The following is a 19323-nucleotide window of genomic DNA, read 5'->3' as shown; positions in this document are numbered from 1 at the left end:
GCACTTTTTTGACGAATGGACGTTCCCGGCAAATCCGTCTGAACTTTTTGGTGGTGTCCCGGCTCCGAACTTGAGCGGCCTTTCAGGATGAAGCCCGTCGCGAATCTTGATTACGCAAGGTAGAGCGTCCACAGGGCGTAAGGAGTGATGCTCGATGACAACTGATAAATCGTTGGACGAGGAAATCAGCGAAGTCCTGCCTCTGTCTCAGGCGCTATTGTTGCCACGCATTGCCATCGAGAACGTGAGTCCGTCCGTGGATGGCGGGCAATTCGCGGTCAAGGCGGTGGTCGGACAAGAGCTGGTCGTGAGTGCCAAGGTGTTTACCGACGGGCATGACAAGTTGGCCGTGATGCTGGCTTGGAAGGCCTCCGGTGTGGCCGACTGGCAGCGTTCGGTGATGACCGACCAGGGCAATAACGCCTGGCAGGGTCGACTGCGGGTCGGCGGCCAGGGCCATTATGTGTATCGGATCGAGGCCTGGATCGATCAATTCGGCAGTTTTTGCTACGAGCTGGAGAAAAAATTCTTGGCCGGGGTACCGATCGACCTCGAACTGCAGGAAGGTCGCGAGCATATCCGCCAGGCCAGCGAACGTAGCCAAGGTGATCTGGCTCAACGGCTGATGGCGTTGCATGAGCAATTGTCTGGGTTGTCGACGGATGGCCAAGTCGAGTGCCTGCTCACACCCGCCACGGCGGTGCTGGTGCGCCTCGGCGATCCTCATGCCTACCTCAGCCGCAGCTATGATTTTCCCTTGGAAGTGGAACGCAGCCTGGCACAGTTCGCCAGTTGGTACGAATTGTTCCCGCGCTCCGTCACCGACCGCGCCTCGCGCCATGGCACCTTCGATGACGTGCACGCACGCTTGCCGGCGATTCGCGACATGGGCTTTGATGTGCTGTATTTTCCGCCGATCCACCCCATCGGGCGGCGCCACCGCAAAGGCCCGAACAACGCCTTGAACGCCGGTCCCGACGATCCGGGCAGCCCCTATGCGATTGGTAGCGAAGAGGGCGGGCACGAGGCGATTCATCCGCAGTTGGGCAGCCGCGACGACTTCCGGCGACTGGTGGCCGCCGCCGCCGACCATGGCCTGGAGATCGCCCTGGATTTCGCCATTCAGTGTTCCCAGGACCATCCCTGGCTGCGCCAACATCCTGGCTGGTTCAACTGGCGGCCTGACGGCACGATCAAATACGCCGAGAACCCGCCGAAGAAATATCAGGATATCGTCAACGTCGACTTCTATACCGCCGAGGCCATCCCCAGCCTATGGATCGAGCTGCGCGACATCGTCCTCGCGTGGGTCGAGGAGGGCGTCAAGGTCTTTCGGGTCGATAACCCGCACACCAAACCGCTGCCTTTCTGGCAATGGTTGATTGCCGATGTTCGCGCTCGCCACCCTGAAGTGATCTTCCTCGCCGAGGCCTTCACCACGCCGGCGATGATGGCGCGCCTGGGCAAGATCGGTTACTCCCAGAGCTACACTTACTTCACTTGGCGCAATACCAAGGCCGAACTGGCGAGTTACTTCACCGAACTGAACCAGTCGCCCTGGCGCGAGTGCTACAGGCCGAACTTTTTCGTCAATACCCCGGATATCAACCCGGCCTTCTTGCACGAGTCGGGCCGCGCCGGCTTTCTTATCCGCGCGGTCCTGGCAACCATGGGCTCTGGCCTGTGGGGTATGTATTCGGGATTCGAGATTTGCGAATCGGCGTCGGTGCCGGGCAAGGAAGAGTACCTGGACTCGGAGAAGTACCAGATCCGTCCACGGGACTTCAATACGCCGGGCAACATCATTGCCGAGATTGCCCAGCTCAACCGTATCCGCCGCCAGCACCCGGCGTTGCAGACGCATTTGGGGTTGCAGGTCTACAACGCCTGGAACGACAACATCCTGTACTTCGGCAAACGCACCGCCGACCGCGAGAGTTTCATTCTGGTGGCGGTCAGCCTCGACCCGCACAACGCCCAGGAGGCGCATTTCGAGCTGCCGCTGTGGGAGTTCGGCCTGGCCGACGATGCCGCGACCCAGGGCGAGGACCTGATGAATGGCCATACCTGGACCTGGTATGGCAAGACCCAGTGGATGCGCATCGAGCCCTGGCACCAGCCATTTGGAATCTGGCGGATCACCACGATGTGAGTGTGGCGAGGGGGCTTGTCAAAACGTCGCACCGCCGCGCTCGGCGGCGCCGTCCTCGCTAAAACCATTGAACGCGTTCTTTCTGATGCAACGCGTTGCCTGGATTCAGGGCCGCTTCGCAGCCCAGCGGGCGGTGCGGCGTTTTGACAAGCCCGCTCGCCACTATTCAAGGAGTTACCCATGGCGAAGAAATCCCGCCCAGCAACCTTTATCAATGACCCGCTCTGGTACAAGGACGCGGTTATTTATCAAGTACATGTAAAGTCTTTTTTCGATTCGAACAACGATGGCATCGGCGACTTTCCCGGGTTGATCGCCAAGCTCGACTATATCGCCGACCTCGGCGTCAACACCATCTGGCTATTGCCGTTCTACCCCTCGCCACGCCGCGACGATGGCTACGATATCGCCGAATATCGTGGGGTTCACCCCGATTACGGGACCCTCGCCGATGCCCGGCGGTTTATCGCCGAGGCGCACAAACGTGGCCTGCGGGTGATCACCGAGCTAGTGATCAATCACACCTCCGACCAGCACCCCTGGTTCCAGCGAGCCCGCAAGGCTAAGCCAGGTTCCAGTGCCCGAGACTTCTACGTGTGGTCCGACACCGATGACAAGTATGCCGAGACCCGGATCATCTTTCTCGACACCGAGAAATCCAACTGGACCTGGGATCCGGTCGCCGGCCAATACTTCTGGCACCGCTTCTACTCCCATCAACCGGACCTGAATTTCGACAATCCACAGGTCATGAAGGCAGTGCTGTCGGTGATGCGCTACTGGCTCGACATGGGCATCGACGGCCTGCGCCTGGATGCCATTCCCTACTTGATCGAACGCGACGGCACCCACAACGAGAACCTGCCCGAGACCCACCAGGTGCTCAAGCAGATCCGTGCCGAAATCGATGCCCATTACCCCGACCGCATGTTGCTGGCCGAAGCCAACCAGTGGCCGGAAGATACCCAGTTGTATTTTGGCGAACAGAAGGGCGACAACGGCGACGAATGCCACATGGCCTTCCACTTTCCGTTGATGCCGCGCATGTACATGGCGCTGGCCCAGGAGGATCGTTTTCCGGTCACCGACATCCTGCGCCAGACCCCGGAGATTCCCGCCAATTGCCAGTGGGCGATTTTCTTGCGCAACCACGACGAGCTGACCCTGGAGATGGTCACCGACCACGAGCGCGACTATCTATGGAATTACTATGCCGCCGACCGCCGCGCCCGGATCAATCTGGGTATTCGCCGACGTCTGGCGCCGTTGATGGAGCGTGACCGTCGGCGGATCGAGCTGCTCAACAGCCTGCTGCTGTCGATGCCGGGCACACCGACCCTGTATTACGGCGATGAAATCGGCATGGGCGACAATATCTACCTGGGCGACCGCGATGGCGTGCGCACGCCGATGCAGTGGTCGATCGACCGCAATGGCGGTTTCTCCCGTGCCGATCCGGCCAGCCTGGTGTTGCCGCCGATCATGGACCCGCTCTATGGTTATCCGTCGGTCAATGTCGAGACCCAGGCCGGCGATGCCCATTCGTTGCTGAACTGGACCCGTCGCCTGCTGGCGGTGCGCAAGCAGCAGAAAGCGTTCGGTCGCGGCAGCCTGAAAATGCTTTCGCCGGCCAACCGCCGGATTCTGGCCTACACCCGCGAATACACCGGGCCGGATGGCAAGAGCGAAATCATTCTGTGTGTCGCCAATGTCTCGCGCACCGCCCAGGCGGCGGAGCTTGACCTGTCGCACTTTGCCGGCAAGGTGCCGGTGGAAATGCTGGGCGGCAACGCCTTTCCTCCCATCGGCCAGTTGAATTTTCTGCTGACCCTGGCGCCCTACGGTTTCTACTGGTTTCTCCTGGCTGCCGAGACCCAGATGCCGAGCTGGCATGTGGAAGCACCCCAGAGCCTGCCGGACTTCACTACCCTGGTCTTAAAAAAGCGCCTTGAAGAATTGCTCGAGGCCCCTTCGCGCATCACCCTGGAGCAGGTGTCGTTGCCTGAGTGGCTGCCCAAGCGGCGATGGTTCGCCAACAAAGATGCCGCCATCGAGCAGGTGCATCTGGTCTATGGCTTGCGTTTCGGCGATGCCCAGCAGCCGGTGTTGCTCAGCGAAATCGAGGTGAGCGTTGGCGGCCAAGTCAGCCGCTACCAGATACCTTTCGGTTTGCTGGCCGAAGAGCAGATCCATGCCGCATTGCCACAGCAGTTGGCCTTGGCTCGGGTTCGTCGCGGTCGTCAGGTCGGCTTGATCACCGATGCCTTCAGCCTCGAGAGCTTTGTGCGGGCGGTGATCCAGGGCATGCAGGCAGGCAGCGTGCTGAGCGGCAGCGCGGGCGAGCTGCATTTCCAAGCCAGCCCCGAATTGATGGCGCAGCCGCTGCCCGCAGATGCCGAGGTGCGGTACCTGTCCGCCGAACAGTCCAACAGTTCGGTGGTGGTGGGCGAGCGGGTGATGCTCAAGCTGATCCGCAAGGTCAGCGCCGGCATTCACCCTGAACTGGAAATGAGCGCCTACCTCAGTGCCGCCGGCTTCAAGCATATTTCACCGCTACTGGGTTCGGTGGTGCGGCGTGATCCGGCGGGCGGGGAAAGCCTGTTGATGATTGCCCAGGGCTTGCTGAACAACCAGGGCGATGCCTGGGTCTGGACTCAGAACAATCTGGAGCGGGCGATCCGCGATGAACTGGCCGATGGGATTGTCGAGCATGAGCAGCCGTTCAATGCACTCGGCGAGCTGGCGAATTTCGCCGGTTTGTTGGGCCAGCGCCTGGGCGAAATGCACCAGGTGCTGGCCGCGCCGACCGCCAACTCGAATTTTTGCGCTCAGGTCAGTACGGCCAAGGACAGCCAGGCTTGGGGCAAGCAGATCGGCGGTCAGATAACTCGGGCCCTGCGATTGCTCGAACAGCATCAGGCGCAATTTGCAGCGCCGGACCGGGCCTTGATCACGCACCTGGCGGCGCAAAAAAAAGCCATCGTCGCTCACGTCCAGGCCCTTGCGGCGCAAGTGCAGGGCGGTTTGCGCATTCGCGTGCACGGCGACCTGCATTTGGGGCAGGTGCTGGTGGTGCAAGGTGACGCTTACCTGATCGACTTCGAAGGCGAACCGGCACGCTCGTTGCCGGAGCGCCGGGGCAAGCACAGTCCGTACAAGGATGTCAGCGGGGTGTTGCGCTCGTTCGACTATGCCGCGGCGATGGCCCTTGACCGCTCACACGCCGCCCATGCCTCGGCATCGGCCCAGGCCGCCTTGCAGCGTATTGCCGAGTGTTACCTGAAGGATTCACGCGAGGCTTTTATTCGGGCCTATCGGCAGGCAACTACTAATCTTGCTCATGCATGGCGGGACCCGGCGGGCGCGGAAGCGGCCCTGGTCCTGTTCAGTCTGGAGAAGGCTGCCTACGAAATTGCCTATGAGGCGCAGAACCGTCCAACCTGGCTCCCCGTGCCCCTGCACGGTTTGAGCGGGTTGTTGAGTGAGGTGAAATCCTTGTCCGGTGGAGAGCAGCAATGAATTCAAGTCAGGATCCAGGTAAAATAAAAGTCGGTCTATTACCTGCCGACCACGATATCGAAGCCCTGGTGCGTGCTGAACACCAGGACCCGTTTGCCATTCTCGGTCCCCATGATGACGGTGCTGGCGGGCAGTTCATCCGCGCGTTCCTGCCGGGTGCCCTGAGTGTCCAGGTTCTGGCCCGTGGCAGCGAGCGGGTGCTGGTTAGCCTGGACAACAGTGCGGTGCCTGGCCTGTATGTCGGTCGGTGCGCTGATCGCCAACCCTACTTGCTGCGTATCCACTGGGCCGGCGGCGAGCAGGTCTGCGAAGATCCCTACAGTTTCGGACCCCTGCTGGGGGAGATGGACCTGTATCTGTTCGCCGAGGGCAATCATCGTGACCTGAGCGGCTGTTTCGGTGCCCAACCGATGACGGTCGAAGGCATCGACGGCGTGCGTTTCGCGGTCTGGGCACCGAACGCCCGGCGGGTCTCGGTGGTCGGCGATTTCAATATCTGGGATGGTCGTCGCCATCCGATGCGCCTGCGTCATTCGAGCGGGGTCTGGGAGATCTTTATCCCGCGCCTGCAGCCGGGGGAGGCCTACAAGTACGAGATACTCGGCGCCGAGGCGATCCTGCCGCTCAAGGCCGACCCGGTGGCACTGGCTACCCAGTTGCCGCCGGATACCGCCTCGCAGGTGGCATCGCCGCTGCACATCGAATGGCAGGACCAGGAATGGATGCAAGCGCGTGGCGAACGGCAACGGCCGAATGCACCGCTGTCAATCTACGAACTGCACGCCGGCTCCTGGCAGTGCGAGATCGATGAAGCGGGCGAGGTGTCTCGCCAGTACCGTTGGGGCGAGCTGGCTGAACGGCTGATCCCCTATGTCCGGCAATTGGGCTTCACCCATATCGAATTGATGCCGATCATGGAGCATCCCTTCGGTGGCTCCTGGGGCTATCAACCGCTGTCGCAATTCGCGCCCAGTGCCCGCTATGGCCCGCCGGAGGAGTTCGCCGCCTTCGTCAATGCCTGTCACCAGGCCAATATCGGTGTGATTCTCGACTGGGTGCCGGCGCATTTTCCCACCGACAGCCATGGCCTGGCGCAATTCGACGGTACGGCGCTGTACGAGTACGGCAACCCGCTGGAAGGCTTTCACCAGGATTGGGATACGCTGATCTACAACCTCGGGCGTACCGAGGTACATGGCTTCATGCTGGCGTCGGCGTTGCACTGGCTCAAGCATTTCCATGTCGACGGGTTGCGGGTGGACGCGGTGGCGTCGATGCTCTACCGCGATTACTCGCGCAAGGCCGGGGAATGGGTGCCCAATCGCCATGGTGGCCGGGAGAACCTCGAAGCCATCGACTTTCTCCGTCATCTCAATGATGTGGTAGCGCTGGAGGCGCCGGGTGCTCTGGTGATTGCCGAGGAGTCAACGGCCTGGCCGGGGGTTAGCCAGGGTACCCAGCAGGGCGGCTTGGGTTTCACTCATAAGTGGAACATGGGTTGGATGCACGACTCGCTGCATTACATCCAGCAAGACCCGGTGTACCGCGCACACCACCATAACGAGCTGAGTTTCGGCCTGGTATATGCCTGGTCCGAGCGTTTTATCCTGCCGATTTCCCATGACGAAGTGGTCCATGGCAAGCATTCGCTGATCGACAAAATGCCTGGCGATCGCTGGCAGAAGTTTGCCAACCTGCGAGCCTACCTGAGTTTCATGTGGGCGCATCCAGGCAAGAAGTTGCTGTTCATGGGCTGTGAGTTCGGCCAGTGGCGCGAGTGGAATCACGACCAGCAACTGGATTGGTACTTGCTGCAATACCCTGAGCATCTGGGCGTGCAGAAGCTGGTGAGCGACCTTAACCGGCTCTATTGCGAGGAGCCGGCGCTGCACGACCAGGACGATGCTCCCCAGGGCTTTCAGTGGTTGATCGGCGATGATGCCATCAACAGTGTCTATGCCTGGTTGCGCTGGAGCCGCGAAGGGCGACCGCTGCTGGTGGTCGCCAACTTCACGCCCGTACCCCGCGAGGCCTACCGGATTGGGGTGCCCTTTGCCGGACAGTGGAAGGAGGTGATCAACAGCGACGCGGCGATCTATGCCGGCTCCAACTATGGCAATGGTGGCGGGGCCTTCACCGAAGACCGCGCCAGTCATGGACAGGCCTCGTCGCTGGTGCTGAACCTGCCACCGCTGGCGGTGTTGATGTTGCAGCCGCTGGCGCGTGACTGAGACGATTCACTGCCTCGACTGAGTGAGTACGGCGGGCGGTGGCGAGCGAGTTTGTCGGAACGCCGCGTCCCAGCACGGCGTTCCGACTCTCGTCCAAGGTGGTCGCCATGCGACTTCTGTTGCTATCGACTCACAGGCTTCTCAGTCTTCGTCATCGCGTTGCAATTCGAACATCACCAGCGAGCGTCCGGTCAAGGTGTATTCGCTGTTGAATGCGAAACGCTCCTGGCCCTTGATCGCCGCGTCGTTGGTATCGATCATGCAAGTCCAGTACATGCCTTGAGGGACTTCGGGCAGGCGGAAGTTGACCCCGTCATGGTGGGCATTGAGCGCGATCAGCAAGGTGGCATCAGCCCCGGCGCGGCGGATGCCGGAAACCTGAGCTCGTCCGTCGAGCAGCATGCCCAGGCAGCGACCATGGTTGTCGTGCCATTGCTCGGTGGTCATTTCATTGCCGTCCGGGGCCAGCCAGGTGATGTCCTTGACGCCGATTGCCTCGTTGTAGTCGCCCACCAGGAAGCGCCCCCGACGCAGAATCGGGTAGGCCAGCCGCAGCTTGATCAGGCGCTTGACGAAGCGCAGCAGGGACTTGCCGTCGTCGTCCAGGTCCCAGTTGACCCAGCCGATTTCGCTGTCCTGGCAATAGGCGTTGTTATTGCCGTGCTGGGTACGGGCGAATTCGTCGCCGGCGACGATCATTGGCGTGCCCTGGGCCAGCAACAGGGTGGCGAAGAAGTTACGCATCTGGCGCAGGCGCAGGGTGTTGATCGCCGGATCGTCGGTGGGGCCTTCGACGCCATGGTTCCAGGACAGGTTGTTGTTGCTGCCGTCCTGGTTGTTTTCGTCGTTGGCCTCGTTGTGCTTGTCGTTATAGGACACCAGGTCGTGCAAGGTGAAACCATCGTGGGCAGTGATGAAGTTGACCGAGGCATAAGGGCGCCGACCGCGCTGGTTGAACAATTCGCCGGAGGCGGTCATGCGTCCGGCGAAGTCAGCGAGCTGGCCATCGTCGCCTTTCCAGAAGGCACGCACAGTGTCGCGAAAGCGATCGTTCCATTCCACCCAGCCCGGCGGAAAACCGCCGACCTGATAACCGCCCGGCCCGCAGTCCCAGGGTTCGGCGATCATTTTGACCTGGCGCAACACCGGATCCTGACGGCAGGCGACGAGGAAACTGTGCCGCTCGTCAAAGCCATGGTGATAGCGTCCGAGAATGGTCGCCAGATCGAAGCGGAAGCCATCCACGTGCATTTCCGTGGCCCAATAGCGTAGCGAGTCGGTGACCATCTGCAGTACGCAGGGATGGCTCAAATCCAAGGTGTTGCCGGTGCCCGAATCGTTGATGTAGAAGCGCTTATCGTCCGGCATCAAGCGGTAGTAGGAGGCGTTGTCGATACCGCGCATGGACAGTGTCGGGCCTTGCTCGTTGCCTTCGGCGGTGTGGTTGTAAACTACGTCGAGAATCAGTTCCAGACCGGCTTCGTGCAGGTGCGCGACCATTTCCTTGAACTCGGCGATTTTGCCGCTGGCCAGGTAGCGCGGGTCGGGCGCAAAGAAAGCGATGCTGTTGTAGCCCCAGTAGTTGGTCATGCCCTTGTGCAGCAAGTGCTGGTCATTGACGAAGGCATGAATCGGCAGCAGCTCGACCGACGAGACGCCCAGCTTGCGGATATGCTCCAGCAGGTCATCGACCATCAATCCGGCAAAGGTGCCGCGTACCTCCTCGGGCACGGCGGGATGACGCATGCTGATGCCGCGCACATGGGTTTCGTAGATGATCGTGCGGTCCCAGGGCACGCTGACCCGCTGATCCCGACCCCAGGTGTAGGCGGGGTCGATGACCTTACTCTTGGGCACGAAGGGCGCGCTGTCACGCTCGTCGAAACTGAGGTCGGCGTCCGGATGGCCGATGGTGTAGCCGAACAGCGCTTCAGACCATTTGAGCTCTCCGACCAGTTGCTTGGCGTAGGGGTCGATCAGCAGTTTGTTGGGGTTGAAGCGATGGCCGTTCTGCGGGTCGTAAGGGCCATGCACCCGATAACCGTAGATCAGCCCTGGGTGGGCGTCGGGCAGGTAGCCGTGATAGATCTCGTCGGTGTATTCGGGCAGTTCGATGCGTTCCAGTTCAACCTCGCCGTTGGCGTCGAACAGACAGAGTTCGACCTTGGTGGCGTGGGCGGAGAACAGGGCGAAATTGACCCCCAGGCCATCCCAGGTAGCGCCGAGTGGGAAGGGCAGGCCTTCGCGGATGCGCGAGGCTTCGGTGTCCGGTGTTTTCTTGGGTTGGGTCATGTGATGCTCCTGCAATCTTCGCCAAGAGCCAGGCTTTCGGCGATTGTTAGGTCCTATTCGCGGGCAAGCCTGCTCCCACAGTGTCTTGGCTCAGAGTGTCAAAAGGGGGGGCGGGCCAACGAGCGTGACGGGGTCGGCGGGCTGTCCGAAGCGCGTTCAGTTCAAGTGGCTGCCGGTTTGCGTGGTGCTCGCGGTTTCTTTGGCACCGGCTCCAAGTGTTTGGCGACAGGCGGGGCAATAGGATTGGCCGGCGGTTTCGCGGTGCTCTTGGTGGGGGTCACAACCGTCTTCGGTTTGGCTTTGGCGGTTGCCGGTTTGCTCGGTGCCAGTGCCTCGGCTTCGGCCAGCTTGCGAGCCATGTCCCAGTGGCGGGCTTCCTGGCCGTCAGGCTGCCCCTCCGATTGCCAGATCTGATAAGCAAATTCACGAATGCGTTTTTCGTCGGTACTCATCGCCATGCTCCTGAAATGAACTCAAGGGTGGATAAAGAGATTGACCGGGAAGTCTCCCAGTGCGTCACCGACCCTCAGTTCTCCATGGGGTGTGACTGTGCAGGTTGAGAAAAGTCCCTTTAATTTGTCGACCGGTGCGGTGAACGGCAGTCTGATCCGCGTATCGCCCCAAACCGCTGTCGCTACCCACGGCCACTCGCCGGCAGCCAATAAGGGCTGGGCCAGCCTGGGCACGATCACAATGGCCGTTTGCGTCGCGGTCGCACGACTGAACGCCAGCACCTTGCCAGCCTGTTCGCCGGACACTGGCAGCGCTTGATAGTCGCCGGCGCTGAACAGGCTGGCGTGACGGGCCCGGAGCGCCAGGGTGCGGGCAATCAGCGCTTGTTTGATCCAGCCGCTGCGCCAGTCGCTGATCAGCGCGGCAGGGTCTGTCGATGCCTGCAACGCGGCCTGTCGAGCGGCGAAGTCCACGGGCCGTCGGTTGTCTGGATCCACCAGGCTGAAGTCCCAGAACTCATTGCCCTGGTACAGGTCCGGTAGCCCCGGCACGGTCATTCGTAGCAGGCATTGGGCCAGGCTGTTGAGCGCACCGGCGGGAGCGATGCAGTGCGCCGCCGCCGCGATGGCACTGCGCAATGCCTGCCCCTCGGGCTTGAGCAGCAAGGTGTCGAGAAATGCATGGCAGGCGTTTTCATAGGCCTGGTTCGGCGCGCCCCAACTGCTCAGCAGCTTGGCCTCGCGCAAAGCCTTGCGTTGCCATTGCCGCAGGCGTTCGGCGTACTGGCGCAAGGCAGGCAGGTCATCGGCTGCGAGGCCCAACGGCCAACTGCCGAGCAAGGCCTGGTAAAGTATCAGTTCGTCGCCTGCCGAGGGGGCCGCCGGATCATCGCGCAAGGTTGCCGCCTGCTCGCGCCATTGCTCGATCCAGCCGATATAGGTGGTGCTGCATTCACTCAATACGGCCAGCCGTGCGCGGCTGTCCTCACCGCGCTTGTGGTCATGGGTGGCGGTGGTCAGCAGGTTGTCGGGAAAGGCTTGCAGGCGCTGTTGATTGGCCTGATGGAAATCTTCCACGGGTGCACTGAACTGTTCGGTGCAAAAGCCCACGTCGTTGCGTGAGAGCAGCGCCGCCGAGCGATAGAAGGCTGTGTCCTCCACGGCCTTGGCGGCGGTTGGCGAGGTCAGTTGTTGAAAGCGCACGCAGGCGTGCTTGAGCCGTTTGCGCTGACGACCTGGCGCACGGTCGCGCCAGCGCTGGCCTCCCAGCCAGCGTTGCAGGCAGTCGAGGACCGGCCAATCGGCTTCGCCGAGAGTGGTGCGAGCGCCAGCCAGGGCTTGCTGGAAAAACCGCTCGTCTTCGGCCGGTCGGCCACAGGCGTTGATATAGGTGCGGTATACCGGGTAATGCACGATCAGTTCCTGCAAGGCGCGACGGATCGCCCCCAGGGTCAGGTCGCGAGTCATCAGGTTATCGCGGGCTACTTGTAGCAGGGCCTGGGCGACGCTTTCGAAGTCGCCGGCCAGCGAGCCGTTGAGCATCTGTTGGCGCGCCAGGCGGGTTTCCTGGGCAAACTCGGCAGATCGTTCGCTCAGACGGCTCCAGAGTTCCACCAAGGGTTCGGCTCCAGCGCGATCGTGTTGCAGCAGTGATAACTGATTCATGAACTCATAGCCGGTGGTGCCATCGACCCGCCAGTCACGGTGCAGGTTTTCGCCTGGGCCGAGGATCTTTTCGACATAAATCGGTAAGTGCCGTCCGGGTGCCAGCGCATCGACCCGTCGCCGCAACCGGCGACAATAGCCCCGTGGATCGGCGAGGCCATCGATATGGTCGATCCGCAGGCCGTCCACCAGGCCGTCGCCGATCAGTTGAAAGATTTTCTGGTGAGTGGCCTCGAACACCGCCGGGCGCTCCACGCGCAGGCCGGCCAGTTCGTTGACATCGAAGAAGCGCCGCCAATTGATGTCATCGCCTGCGGTGCGCCAGCTGGCGAGACGATAGTGTTGATGTTCCAGCAAGTGGTGCAGGCGCTGAAAGCCTTCGGGGTCACGGGAGTCGTAGCGTTCAAGGCTGGCCAGGAGCGCCGGGTGGCTGTCCGTGCGGCTGGCCAGTTCGGCGCGTAATTGCCGGGCCTGATGGTAAGCATCGGGGCGGGTGTTGAGTGCCCTGAAGCGCGCGGCGAGGTCTCCCAGGCCTGGCAGATCCGCGAGAATCTGCCCATAGTCCCTGGGGCAGATCGGGAAGTGGTGCTGATAATGCTCCACTCGAAAACCGCCGCGTGCGGCATCGAAACAGAGGGGCAGGGTGCCTTCCTGCAAGGCGACGCCATAGTCACTGCCGAGAAACGGCATCAGCAACTGGCCTTCGAGCAATGGGTCCGGCGAATGCCACTGAATGTCGAAGAACTCGCCATAGGGGCTGTATCGCCCCCATTCCAGTAGGTCGAGCCACCAGGGATTGTCGGCACCGCCCACCGCCATATGGTTGGAGACGATATCGAGGATCAGGCCCATGCCGTGTTCGCGCAGGGCCATCACCAGCCGTCGCAGTGCCGGTTCGCCGCCCAGCTCGGGATTGATCCGGGTCGGATCGACCACGTCGTAGCCATGCATCGAACCCGACCGGGCACTGAGCAGCGGCGAGGCGTACAGGTGGCTGATGCCCAACCGGGCGAAATAAGGCACCCAGGGCACGGCGGCATCGAGCGTGAAGTCCTTATGCAATTGCAGTCGCAATGTGGCACGCAGGGCGGGTTGCGCCAACCTGTTCATCGGTCACGCTCGGCGGCCTGGAGACGGGCGCAGGCCAGCAGTTCGAGGCGGCGTGCCGCGTCGCTATCGTCCAGCAGTTTGTTGCTGTAGCCCGGCAGGCGGCGGCGCCAGTTGGGGTGGCTGTCGAGGGTGCCCGGCAGGTTCGGTTGCTCTTGTGCCGCGAAAGCGTCTTCCAGTGGCAACAATACCAGTGGCGCACGGGTATGCCCGAGGAAACGAATGCAGGCATCCACCATCTGGTCGGTCTCTTGGGATTCGTCGCGAAAGCTCTGCGGGTCCGCGCTCAGGGCTCGGCGCAAGCCTTCGCGTTCGTGCTGGCGGGTCTGGCGCCAGTGATCGGCGGTCGGGGTGTCGATCAGCCCGAGACGGATATTCCAGTCGATGTCCCGTGCATGCCACCAGCCGTTTAGGGTGGGCAGGTCGTGGGTACTGGTGGTGGCCAGGGCATTGTCCGGCCAGTCGAGAATCGGTTTGAAACGATGGTCGTGCTCCTGCTCGAACAGCAGCACACGCATGCCGAGGATCGCTCGGGCACTGAGTTTTTCCCGCAGGCCCTCGGGCACCGTGCCGAGGTCTTCGCCGAGGACGATGGCCTGGTGTCGCGAGGACTCCAGGGTCAGCAGACGCAGCAGATCGTCCAGAGGATAATAGAGATAGGCGCCGTCGCTCGCCGGCGAGCCGAGGGGAATCAGCCAAAGTCGTTGCAGGCCCATCACGTGGTCGATGCGCAGGCCGCCGGCGTGGGCGAAGTTGGCCCGCAGCATTTCGATGAACGCGCGGAAACCATGGCGCTTCAGGCCTTCGGGGGCGAAGGCGGAAATGCCCCAGCTCTGTCCCGAGCGGTTGAGGATATCGGGCGGTGCACCGACGGTGAGTTCGGCCAGCAGTTCATCCTGCCGGCTCCAGGCCTGGCTGCCGCCGCCGTCTGCGCCAACGGCGAGGTCGGCGATCAGCCCGATGCGCATGCCGCTGCCCAAGGCCGCGTCCTGTGCGCGCTCCAGGCAGCGGGCGATCAGCCATTGGCTGAAAGCGTAGAAGCCGATGTCTTCAACGTGTTCCTCAGCGAAGCGCTCCAGTGCCGCGCCGCGTGGCTGACGCCATTCCTCGGGCCAGTGACGCCAGTCGCTGCTTTCGCCGCGAGCAACCCGTAGGGCCTGTAGCGCTTCGAAGCGACAGTGATTCTCCAGGGCTTCGCCACCGGCCTGGCGAAAGCTATTGAAGTCTGCGCCGAGGGGGTGGTCGCCGAGACGGAAACCCTCGTACAAGGCGCGTAGCAGTCGTTGTCGGGCACGGGCCGCACGGGGCCAGTCGATCAGCGGCAACTGTTCCAGAGCTTGCAGTTCATCGGTCAACCCGGCGGTGTCGATGGCCATGCGCAGGGCACGCTCCCCGAGGATAGCCCCCGGCGCGGCGTACAGACTGTTGAGGAACAGGCGGCTGGAAGGCGAATAAGGGCTGTAGCGCTGCGGGTCACAACTGAACATCGCATGCAACGGACTGATGGCCAGGGCATCGGCACCTCGCTCGCCAGCTGCCCGTACCAGGTTTTCCAGGGCCAGGGTGTCGCCGAAGCCGCCATCGCCGGGACGTCGCAAGCTGTAGAGCTGGGCACTCAGGCCCCAGGCCCGGGGTGTTCGGGCGCCAGTGGCGGCGGCCGTGCTGTGGCAAGTCTCGGGAGCGACGGCCAGGGTGAAATGCTGACCTTCGATACTCACGCTTTGGTAGCCGACCGGTACCTGTCCTGGCAACACCGCGTTGTTGTCCAGCCGCAGGTTGAGCAGTGTGCCGTCTTCCAGGTGAATCTCACAAGGCGTGTCGGGGGCGAAGTAGTGGGCGAGGTCCAGCCCCTGGCCGACGTCTGCTGTCAGCAGCGGCGGCAAGCGCCTGTCCTGTTGGATTCGCAGCAGCTCTAACAGGCTGCTTTCAATGGCGGCATCGTCATCGGCCGGATGCCCGAGGCCGGCCAGGACCTTGCGCAGGACTTCGGAGCGGACCTTTTGAGGACGACCATTGGCATCGATCCAGTCAACGGCCAGGCCCGCTTGGCTCGCAAGCATTTCCAACTGCGTATCGCTCACGGGAATTCTCCATCAAGGGACGATAAGTCTTCATCGGTGCTCAGGCTGACCAGGGCGCAGTAAGGCGCCAGGCAACCGTGGTCCAGTTGTCGGGTAGCGCCCTGACTACTTTCGAACAACCAGCGGGCGGTGCTGTCGGCGCGATGATCGACGGGAGCGGCACTGAGATTCAGGTCGATGCGCAGCAGGCTACCGTCGCCCAACCGCCACCGCGCACTGAGGGCGCCGTCAGCCAGCACGTCGGCGCCTAGCGCCTGGGTGCCGGGCAGCCTGGGTATCAATTCGCGGTGACGAATCGCCAATAACTGCCGGTAGAGTCGCGCCGTGGCCTGGCGGGTGAAATGGACGGGAGAGTCGAGGTCCGGGCATGAAGCCTCGAAAGTGCTCGTAGCGTTCGGGTCGGGGATATGCGCACGCCGTTGCGGGTCGGCGAAACCTTCGAACTCGGCGAACTCCGCACGCCGGCCTTCGCGCACGGCATCGGCCAGCTCACCCTGGTAATCGGTGAAGAACAGGAAAGGTTCCTCGGCACCGATCTCGTCGCCCATGAACATCAGCGGGATCATCGGCGACAACAGCAACAGCACCGTGGCCGCGCGCAGGGCTGGAGCGGGGCACAGTTGGTTGAGGCGCTCGCCGAGGGCCCGGTTTCCGATCTGGTCGTGGTTCTGCAGGAACAGAATAAAGGCCGTGGGCGGCAGGTGCGCACTCGGTTCGCCGCGACTCTGGCCGTGACGGTTGAGATGGCCCTGGTAGACAAAACCCTGACTCAGGCAGCGTGCCAGTTTGGTGGTGGTTTGCCGTGCATAATCGGCGTAATAGGACTCGATCTCGCCGGTCAGCAACACATGCAGGGCGTTGTGACCGTCATCGTTCCATTGTCCGTCGTAGGTCTCTTCCAGCAGGCTGGCCTGGTTGAGTTCGTTCTCCACGGTCAACCAGACCTGCCGTGTGGGGTCGAGCTGCTGGCGCACTTTGTCAGACAGCTCGCGCAGGAAGGCACTGTCGTTGATGGCATGCACGGCATCCAATCGCAGGCCGTCAAAACGGTATTCCTGTAGCCACATCAGGGCATTGTCGATAAAGAAGTCGCGCACTTGCCGGCGGCGGAAGTCGATGGCCGCGCCCCAGGGTGTCTGGCGATCTTCCAGGAAGAAGTCCTTGGCATAGTGCCCGAGCAAATTGCCGTCTGGGCCGAAGTGGTTGTAGACCACGTCGAGAATCACCATCAGGCCATGGCCATGGGCGCTATCGATCAGGTGCTTGAGCTCTTCGGGCGAACCATAGGCGGCGTGCGGAGCATAGGGCAGCACACCGTCATAACCCCAGTTGCGCTTGCCGGGAAACTCGGCGAGGGGCATCAATTCGATGGCGGTGATCCCCAGCGCGGCCAGGCGCGGCAGGTGTCGCTCCAGCGCACGATAGCCGCCGAAGGCACCGACATGCAGCTCGTAGATCACCGCCGTATGCCAGGGCCGCCCTTGCCAATCGTTATGCTGCCAATGATAGGCGAGCGGATCGACCACCACGCTCGCGGCCCGCACGCCACCGGCCTGGGCGCGGGAAGCCGGATCGCAGACCAGCAGGTCACCCTCGATGTTGTAGCGGTAGCGGGTGCCGGCCGCGCAGCAGGTTTGCAGGGTGAACCAGCCGTCGTGCTTCGGTGACATGGCCAGCGAGCGGCCATCCTCCAGTTCGACGCTGACGTAACGGCTGTCCGGTGCCCAGAGTGCAAAGCGGGTATGTTCCGCGTCCAGCATGATGGCACCGTGAGGCCAGGTTTGCGAAGTCCCTATCGGCATCTCTGAAGGCCTCCTCAGCGCTCGCCTGAACTGCTCCGGGAATTGGCCACCAAGGTTTCATACAGTTGCGCATAGGGTTCCACCGCCTTACACCAGTTGAACGGCGCGGCCATCGCCCGGCAGCGCATGGCATTGAACAGCGGCGGATAGGCGAAGACCTTGAAGGCCCGGTGCAGGGCTGCTTCGTAGCTTTGTACGGTGGATTCGTCGAAGAGGAAACCGGTTACGCCGTCCTCGATGGTGTCGGCCAGGCCGCCGGTATTGCGCGCCACCGGCAACGAGCCGAAACGCTGGGCATACATCTGGCTCAATCCACAGGGTTCGTAGCGTGAAGGCATCAGCAGGAAATCACTGCCGGCGAACATCCGCCGCGCATCGGTTTCATTGAAGCCGATGCGCACACCGATCTGGCCTGGGAAACGCAGGGCCAGCTGGCGCAACGCCTGTTCTGCTTCCGGCTCGCCACGGCCGATAATGGCGATCTGGCCGCCAGCGCGGACGATAAATTCGCTGACCGCTTCGGTCAGGTCCAGGCCCTTCTGGTAGACCAATCGCGAGACCACGGCGAACAGCGGGCCGCTGGAGGGCTCCAGGCCGAACAACTGGCGCACATGGGCGATGTTGGTGGCCTTGCTGTCCCAGTCGCCGATATTGAACGGGCAGACCAGGTGGCTGTCGGTGGCCGCATCCCAGCTTTCATCGATACCGTTAGGAATGCCGCTGAGCAGGCCCTGGTAGGTCTTGCTGGCGAGGAAACCGTCGAGGCCGCACCCAAACTCCGGGGTGGTGATTTCCTCGGCGTAAGTGGCGCTGACCGTGGTGATATGGCTCGAATAGGCCATACCGGCCTTAAGAAACGACAGCTTGCCGTAGAACTCCATGCCCTCCTGTTGCAGGGCGTGGGGCGGGATCCCCAACTCCGGGCAGCAGGCCAGGCTGACCACGCCCTGGTAGGCGAGGTTATGGATGGTGAACAGGGTCGGCGTGTGCTGGCCGCGCCAGTGCATATAGGCCGGAGCCAGGCCAGCCGGCCAGTCGTGGGCATGGACCAGGTCGGGGGTCCAGTGGATCTGTGCCAGGTTGGCAGCGATATCGGCGGCGGCCAGGCCCAGGCGGGCGAAGCGGATATGGTTGTCCGGCCAATCGCGCCCGTTGTTGGCGCCATAGGGGGTGCCTTCACGCTCGAATAACTCGGGGCAGATCAGTACGTAGATTACCAAGCCGTCGGGCATGTCCATACGACCGATCTTGCACGGTGGCAAGGCAGCATGGCCACCCAGTTCGCCGACAAGGTGGATCGGGTTGTCGCTGTGCAGCACCTGCGAGTAACCAGGAATCAGTACCCGCACATCGTGCAGATGACGCATGGCCCTGGGCAACGCCGCCGAGACATCGCCCAGGCCACCGGCTTTGACCAGATCGGCGAATTCCGAGGTGACAAACAGGACTTTCTTCTTGTTGGAGTTGATGGCTACTGGCGGTGACAACGTCTTCCCTCCCGCCAAGGGGACTGACACGTGGACCGGTTCGCTGGCTTGATTCAAACCCTCCCCCTGAACTTCCAACGCAGCGCTGATCATGTGCCTCTCCTATTTTATTTGATGTGACTCAAACCTTTCACACAGCGTGCCGAAACCACATCCTTTGGTCGGCCACACCTATTCAGGGCGATTGGGCGACCACCGCCCAATGCACCGGAACATGAAAGAGTGGGGGAACGCCTGTGCCCATGACTGCCGAAACAGACGCCCTACCTTTAAGCTGACCGGTCGACTATTGAGAAGTTTCGACTTTTTCTCGACGAAATGACCGAGCGGTCAATAGACCTGAACAAACAGCGTATAAGAGATGCCATCGCTTAGACGAATAGGTGGGAAATATCCGACGATATGACTTAAGGTCCGGACGCTAGCGTCGTCACCGCTGAAGGACACCGTGGGAGGATTGCTCCTCACTGACGCCAGTTCCAAGCCCAGTCGCTCAAGAATGGTGCGTTAATGATTGCGGAGCAGCGGGTGATAC

Annotated in this window: 9 protein-coding genes; 3 read left to right on the top strand and 6 right to left on the bottom strand. The window is 62.1% G+C overall.

The window, feature by feature from the left end:
• Positions 1–154 precede the first annotated feature (154 nt).
• From BMX68_RS11475 to glgB, 3 genes are all read left to right on the top strand, one after another.
• The gene (locus BMX68_RS11475) at positions 155–2152 is read left to right on the top strand and encodes an alpha-1,4-glucan--maltose-1-phosphate maltosyltransferase (RefSeq protein ID WP_017131217.1); all 1998 of its coding nucleotides are present in this window, start codon (positions 155–157) and stop codon (positions 2150–2152) included.
• Positions 2153–2332: 180 nt separating this feature from the next.
• Entirely contained in the window at positions 2333–5671 is a 3339-nt protein-coding gene (treS, locus tag BMX68_RS11470; RefSeq protein ID WP_060782285.1) for a maltose alpha-D-glucosyltransferase, read from the top strand.
• Complete coding sequence (gene glgB, locus BMX68_RS11465) at positions 5668–7902, top strand: 1,4-alpha-glucan branching protein GlgB (RefSeq protein WP_017131218.1); 2235 nt, start codon at positions 5668–5670, stop codon at positions 7900–7902. Before treS ends, glgB begins: the two co-directional genes overlap by 4 nt.
• A 141-nt stretch (positions 7903–8043) precedes the next feature.
• Here glgB and glgX read toward each other — a convergent pair whose 3' ends face one another.
• From glgX to glgA, 6 genes are all read right to left on the bottom strand, one after another.
• A complete protein-coding gene (glgX, locus tag BMX68_RS11460) occupies positions 8044–10194 on the bottom strand; it encodes a glycogen debranching protein GlgX (protein ID WP_017131219.1) in 2151 nt (716 codons plus the stop codon).
• A gap of 161 nt (positions 10195–10355) precedes the next feature.
• Positions 10356–10646: a DUF2934 domain-containing protein gene (locus BMX68_RS11455; RefSeq protein ID WP_017131220.1), complete on the bottom strand. Its 291-nt coding sequence runs from the start codon at positions 10644–10646 to the stop codon at positions 10356–10358.
• 21 nt (positions 10647–10667) lie between these two features.
• Positions 10668–13421 (bottom strand): malto-oligosyltrehalose synthase, encoded by a 2754-nt coding sequence (locus BMX68_RS11450; RefSeq protein ID WP_060782286.1) that lies wholly within the window; start codon positions 13419–13421, stop codon positions 10668–10670.
• Positions 13418–15499 carry a 4-alpha-glucanotransferase gene (malQ, locus tag BMX68_RS11445; protein WP_017131222.1) on the bottom strand — a complete coding sequence of 694 codons (2082 nt, stop codon included), beginning with the start codon at positions 15497–15499 and terminating at the stop codon, positions 13418–13420. The genes BMX68_RS11450 and malQ overlap by 4 nt, the downstream gene beginning before the upstream one ends.
• A complete protein-coding gene (treZ, locus tag BMX68_RS11440; protein ID WP_017131223.1) occupies positions 15496–17301 on the bottom strand; it encodes a malto-oligosyltrehalose trehalohydrolase in 1806 nt (601 codons plus the stop codon). Before treZ ends, malQ begins: the two co-directional genes overlap by 4 nt.
• Positions 17302–17315: 14 nt before the next feature.
• Positions 17316–18881, bottom strand: coding sequence for a glycogen synthase GlgA (glgA, locus tag BMX68_RS11435; protein WP_074862198.1), 1566 nt, complete (start codon positions 18879–18881; stop codon positions 17316–17318).
• Positions 18882–19323: the final 442 nt, after the last annotated feature.

The organism is Pseudomonas agarici, from assembly GCF_900109755.1.
Lineage (GTDB): Bacteria > Pseudomonadota > Gammaproteobacteria > Pseudomonadales > Pseudomonadaceae > Aquipseudomonas > Aquipseudomonas agarici.
The sequence above is the reverse complement of the archived record's forward strand: the minus strand, read 5'-3'. Positions and strand labels throughout refer to the sequence as shown.

What these genes read in the sequence shown, in the direction of transcription:
- BMX68_RS11450 (WP_060782286.1), bottom strand. Translation starts at nt 13,421, where the DNA reads ATGAACAGGTTGGCGCAACCCGCCCTGCGTGCCACATTGCGACTGCAA.
- glgB (WP_017131218.1), top strand. Translation starts at nt 5,668, where the DNA reads ATGAATTCAAGTCAGGATCCAGGTAAAATAAAAGTCGGTCTATTACCT.
- treZ (WP_017131223.1), bottom strand. Translation starts at nt 17,301, where the DNA reads ATGCCGATAGGGACTTCGCAAACCTGGCCTCACGGTGCCATCATGCTG.
- glgA (WP_074862198.1), bottom strand. Translation starts at nt 18,881, where the DNA reads ATGATCAGCGCTGCGTTGGAAGTTCAGGGGGAGGGTTTGAATCAAGCC.
- treS (WP_060782285.1), top strand. Translation starts at nt 2,333, where the DNA reads ATGGCGAAGAAATCCCGCCCAGCAACCTTTATCAATGACCCGCTCTGG.
- glgX (WP_017131219.1), bottom strand. Translation starts at nt 10,194, where the DNA reads ATGACCCAACCCAAGAAAACACCGGACACCGAAGCCTCGCGCATCCGC.
- BMX68_RS11475 (WP_017131217.1), top strand. Translation starts at nt 155, where the DNA reads ATGACAACTGATAAATCGTTGGACGAGGAAATCAGCGAAGTCCTGCCT.
- BMX68_RS11455 (WP_017131220.1), bottom strand. Translation starts at nt 10,646, where the DNA reads ATGAGTACCGACGAAAAACGCATTCGTGAATTTGCTTATCAGATCTGG.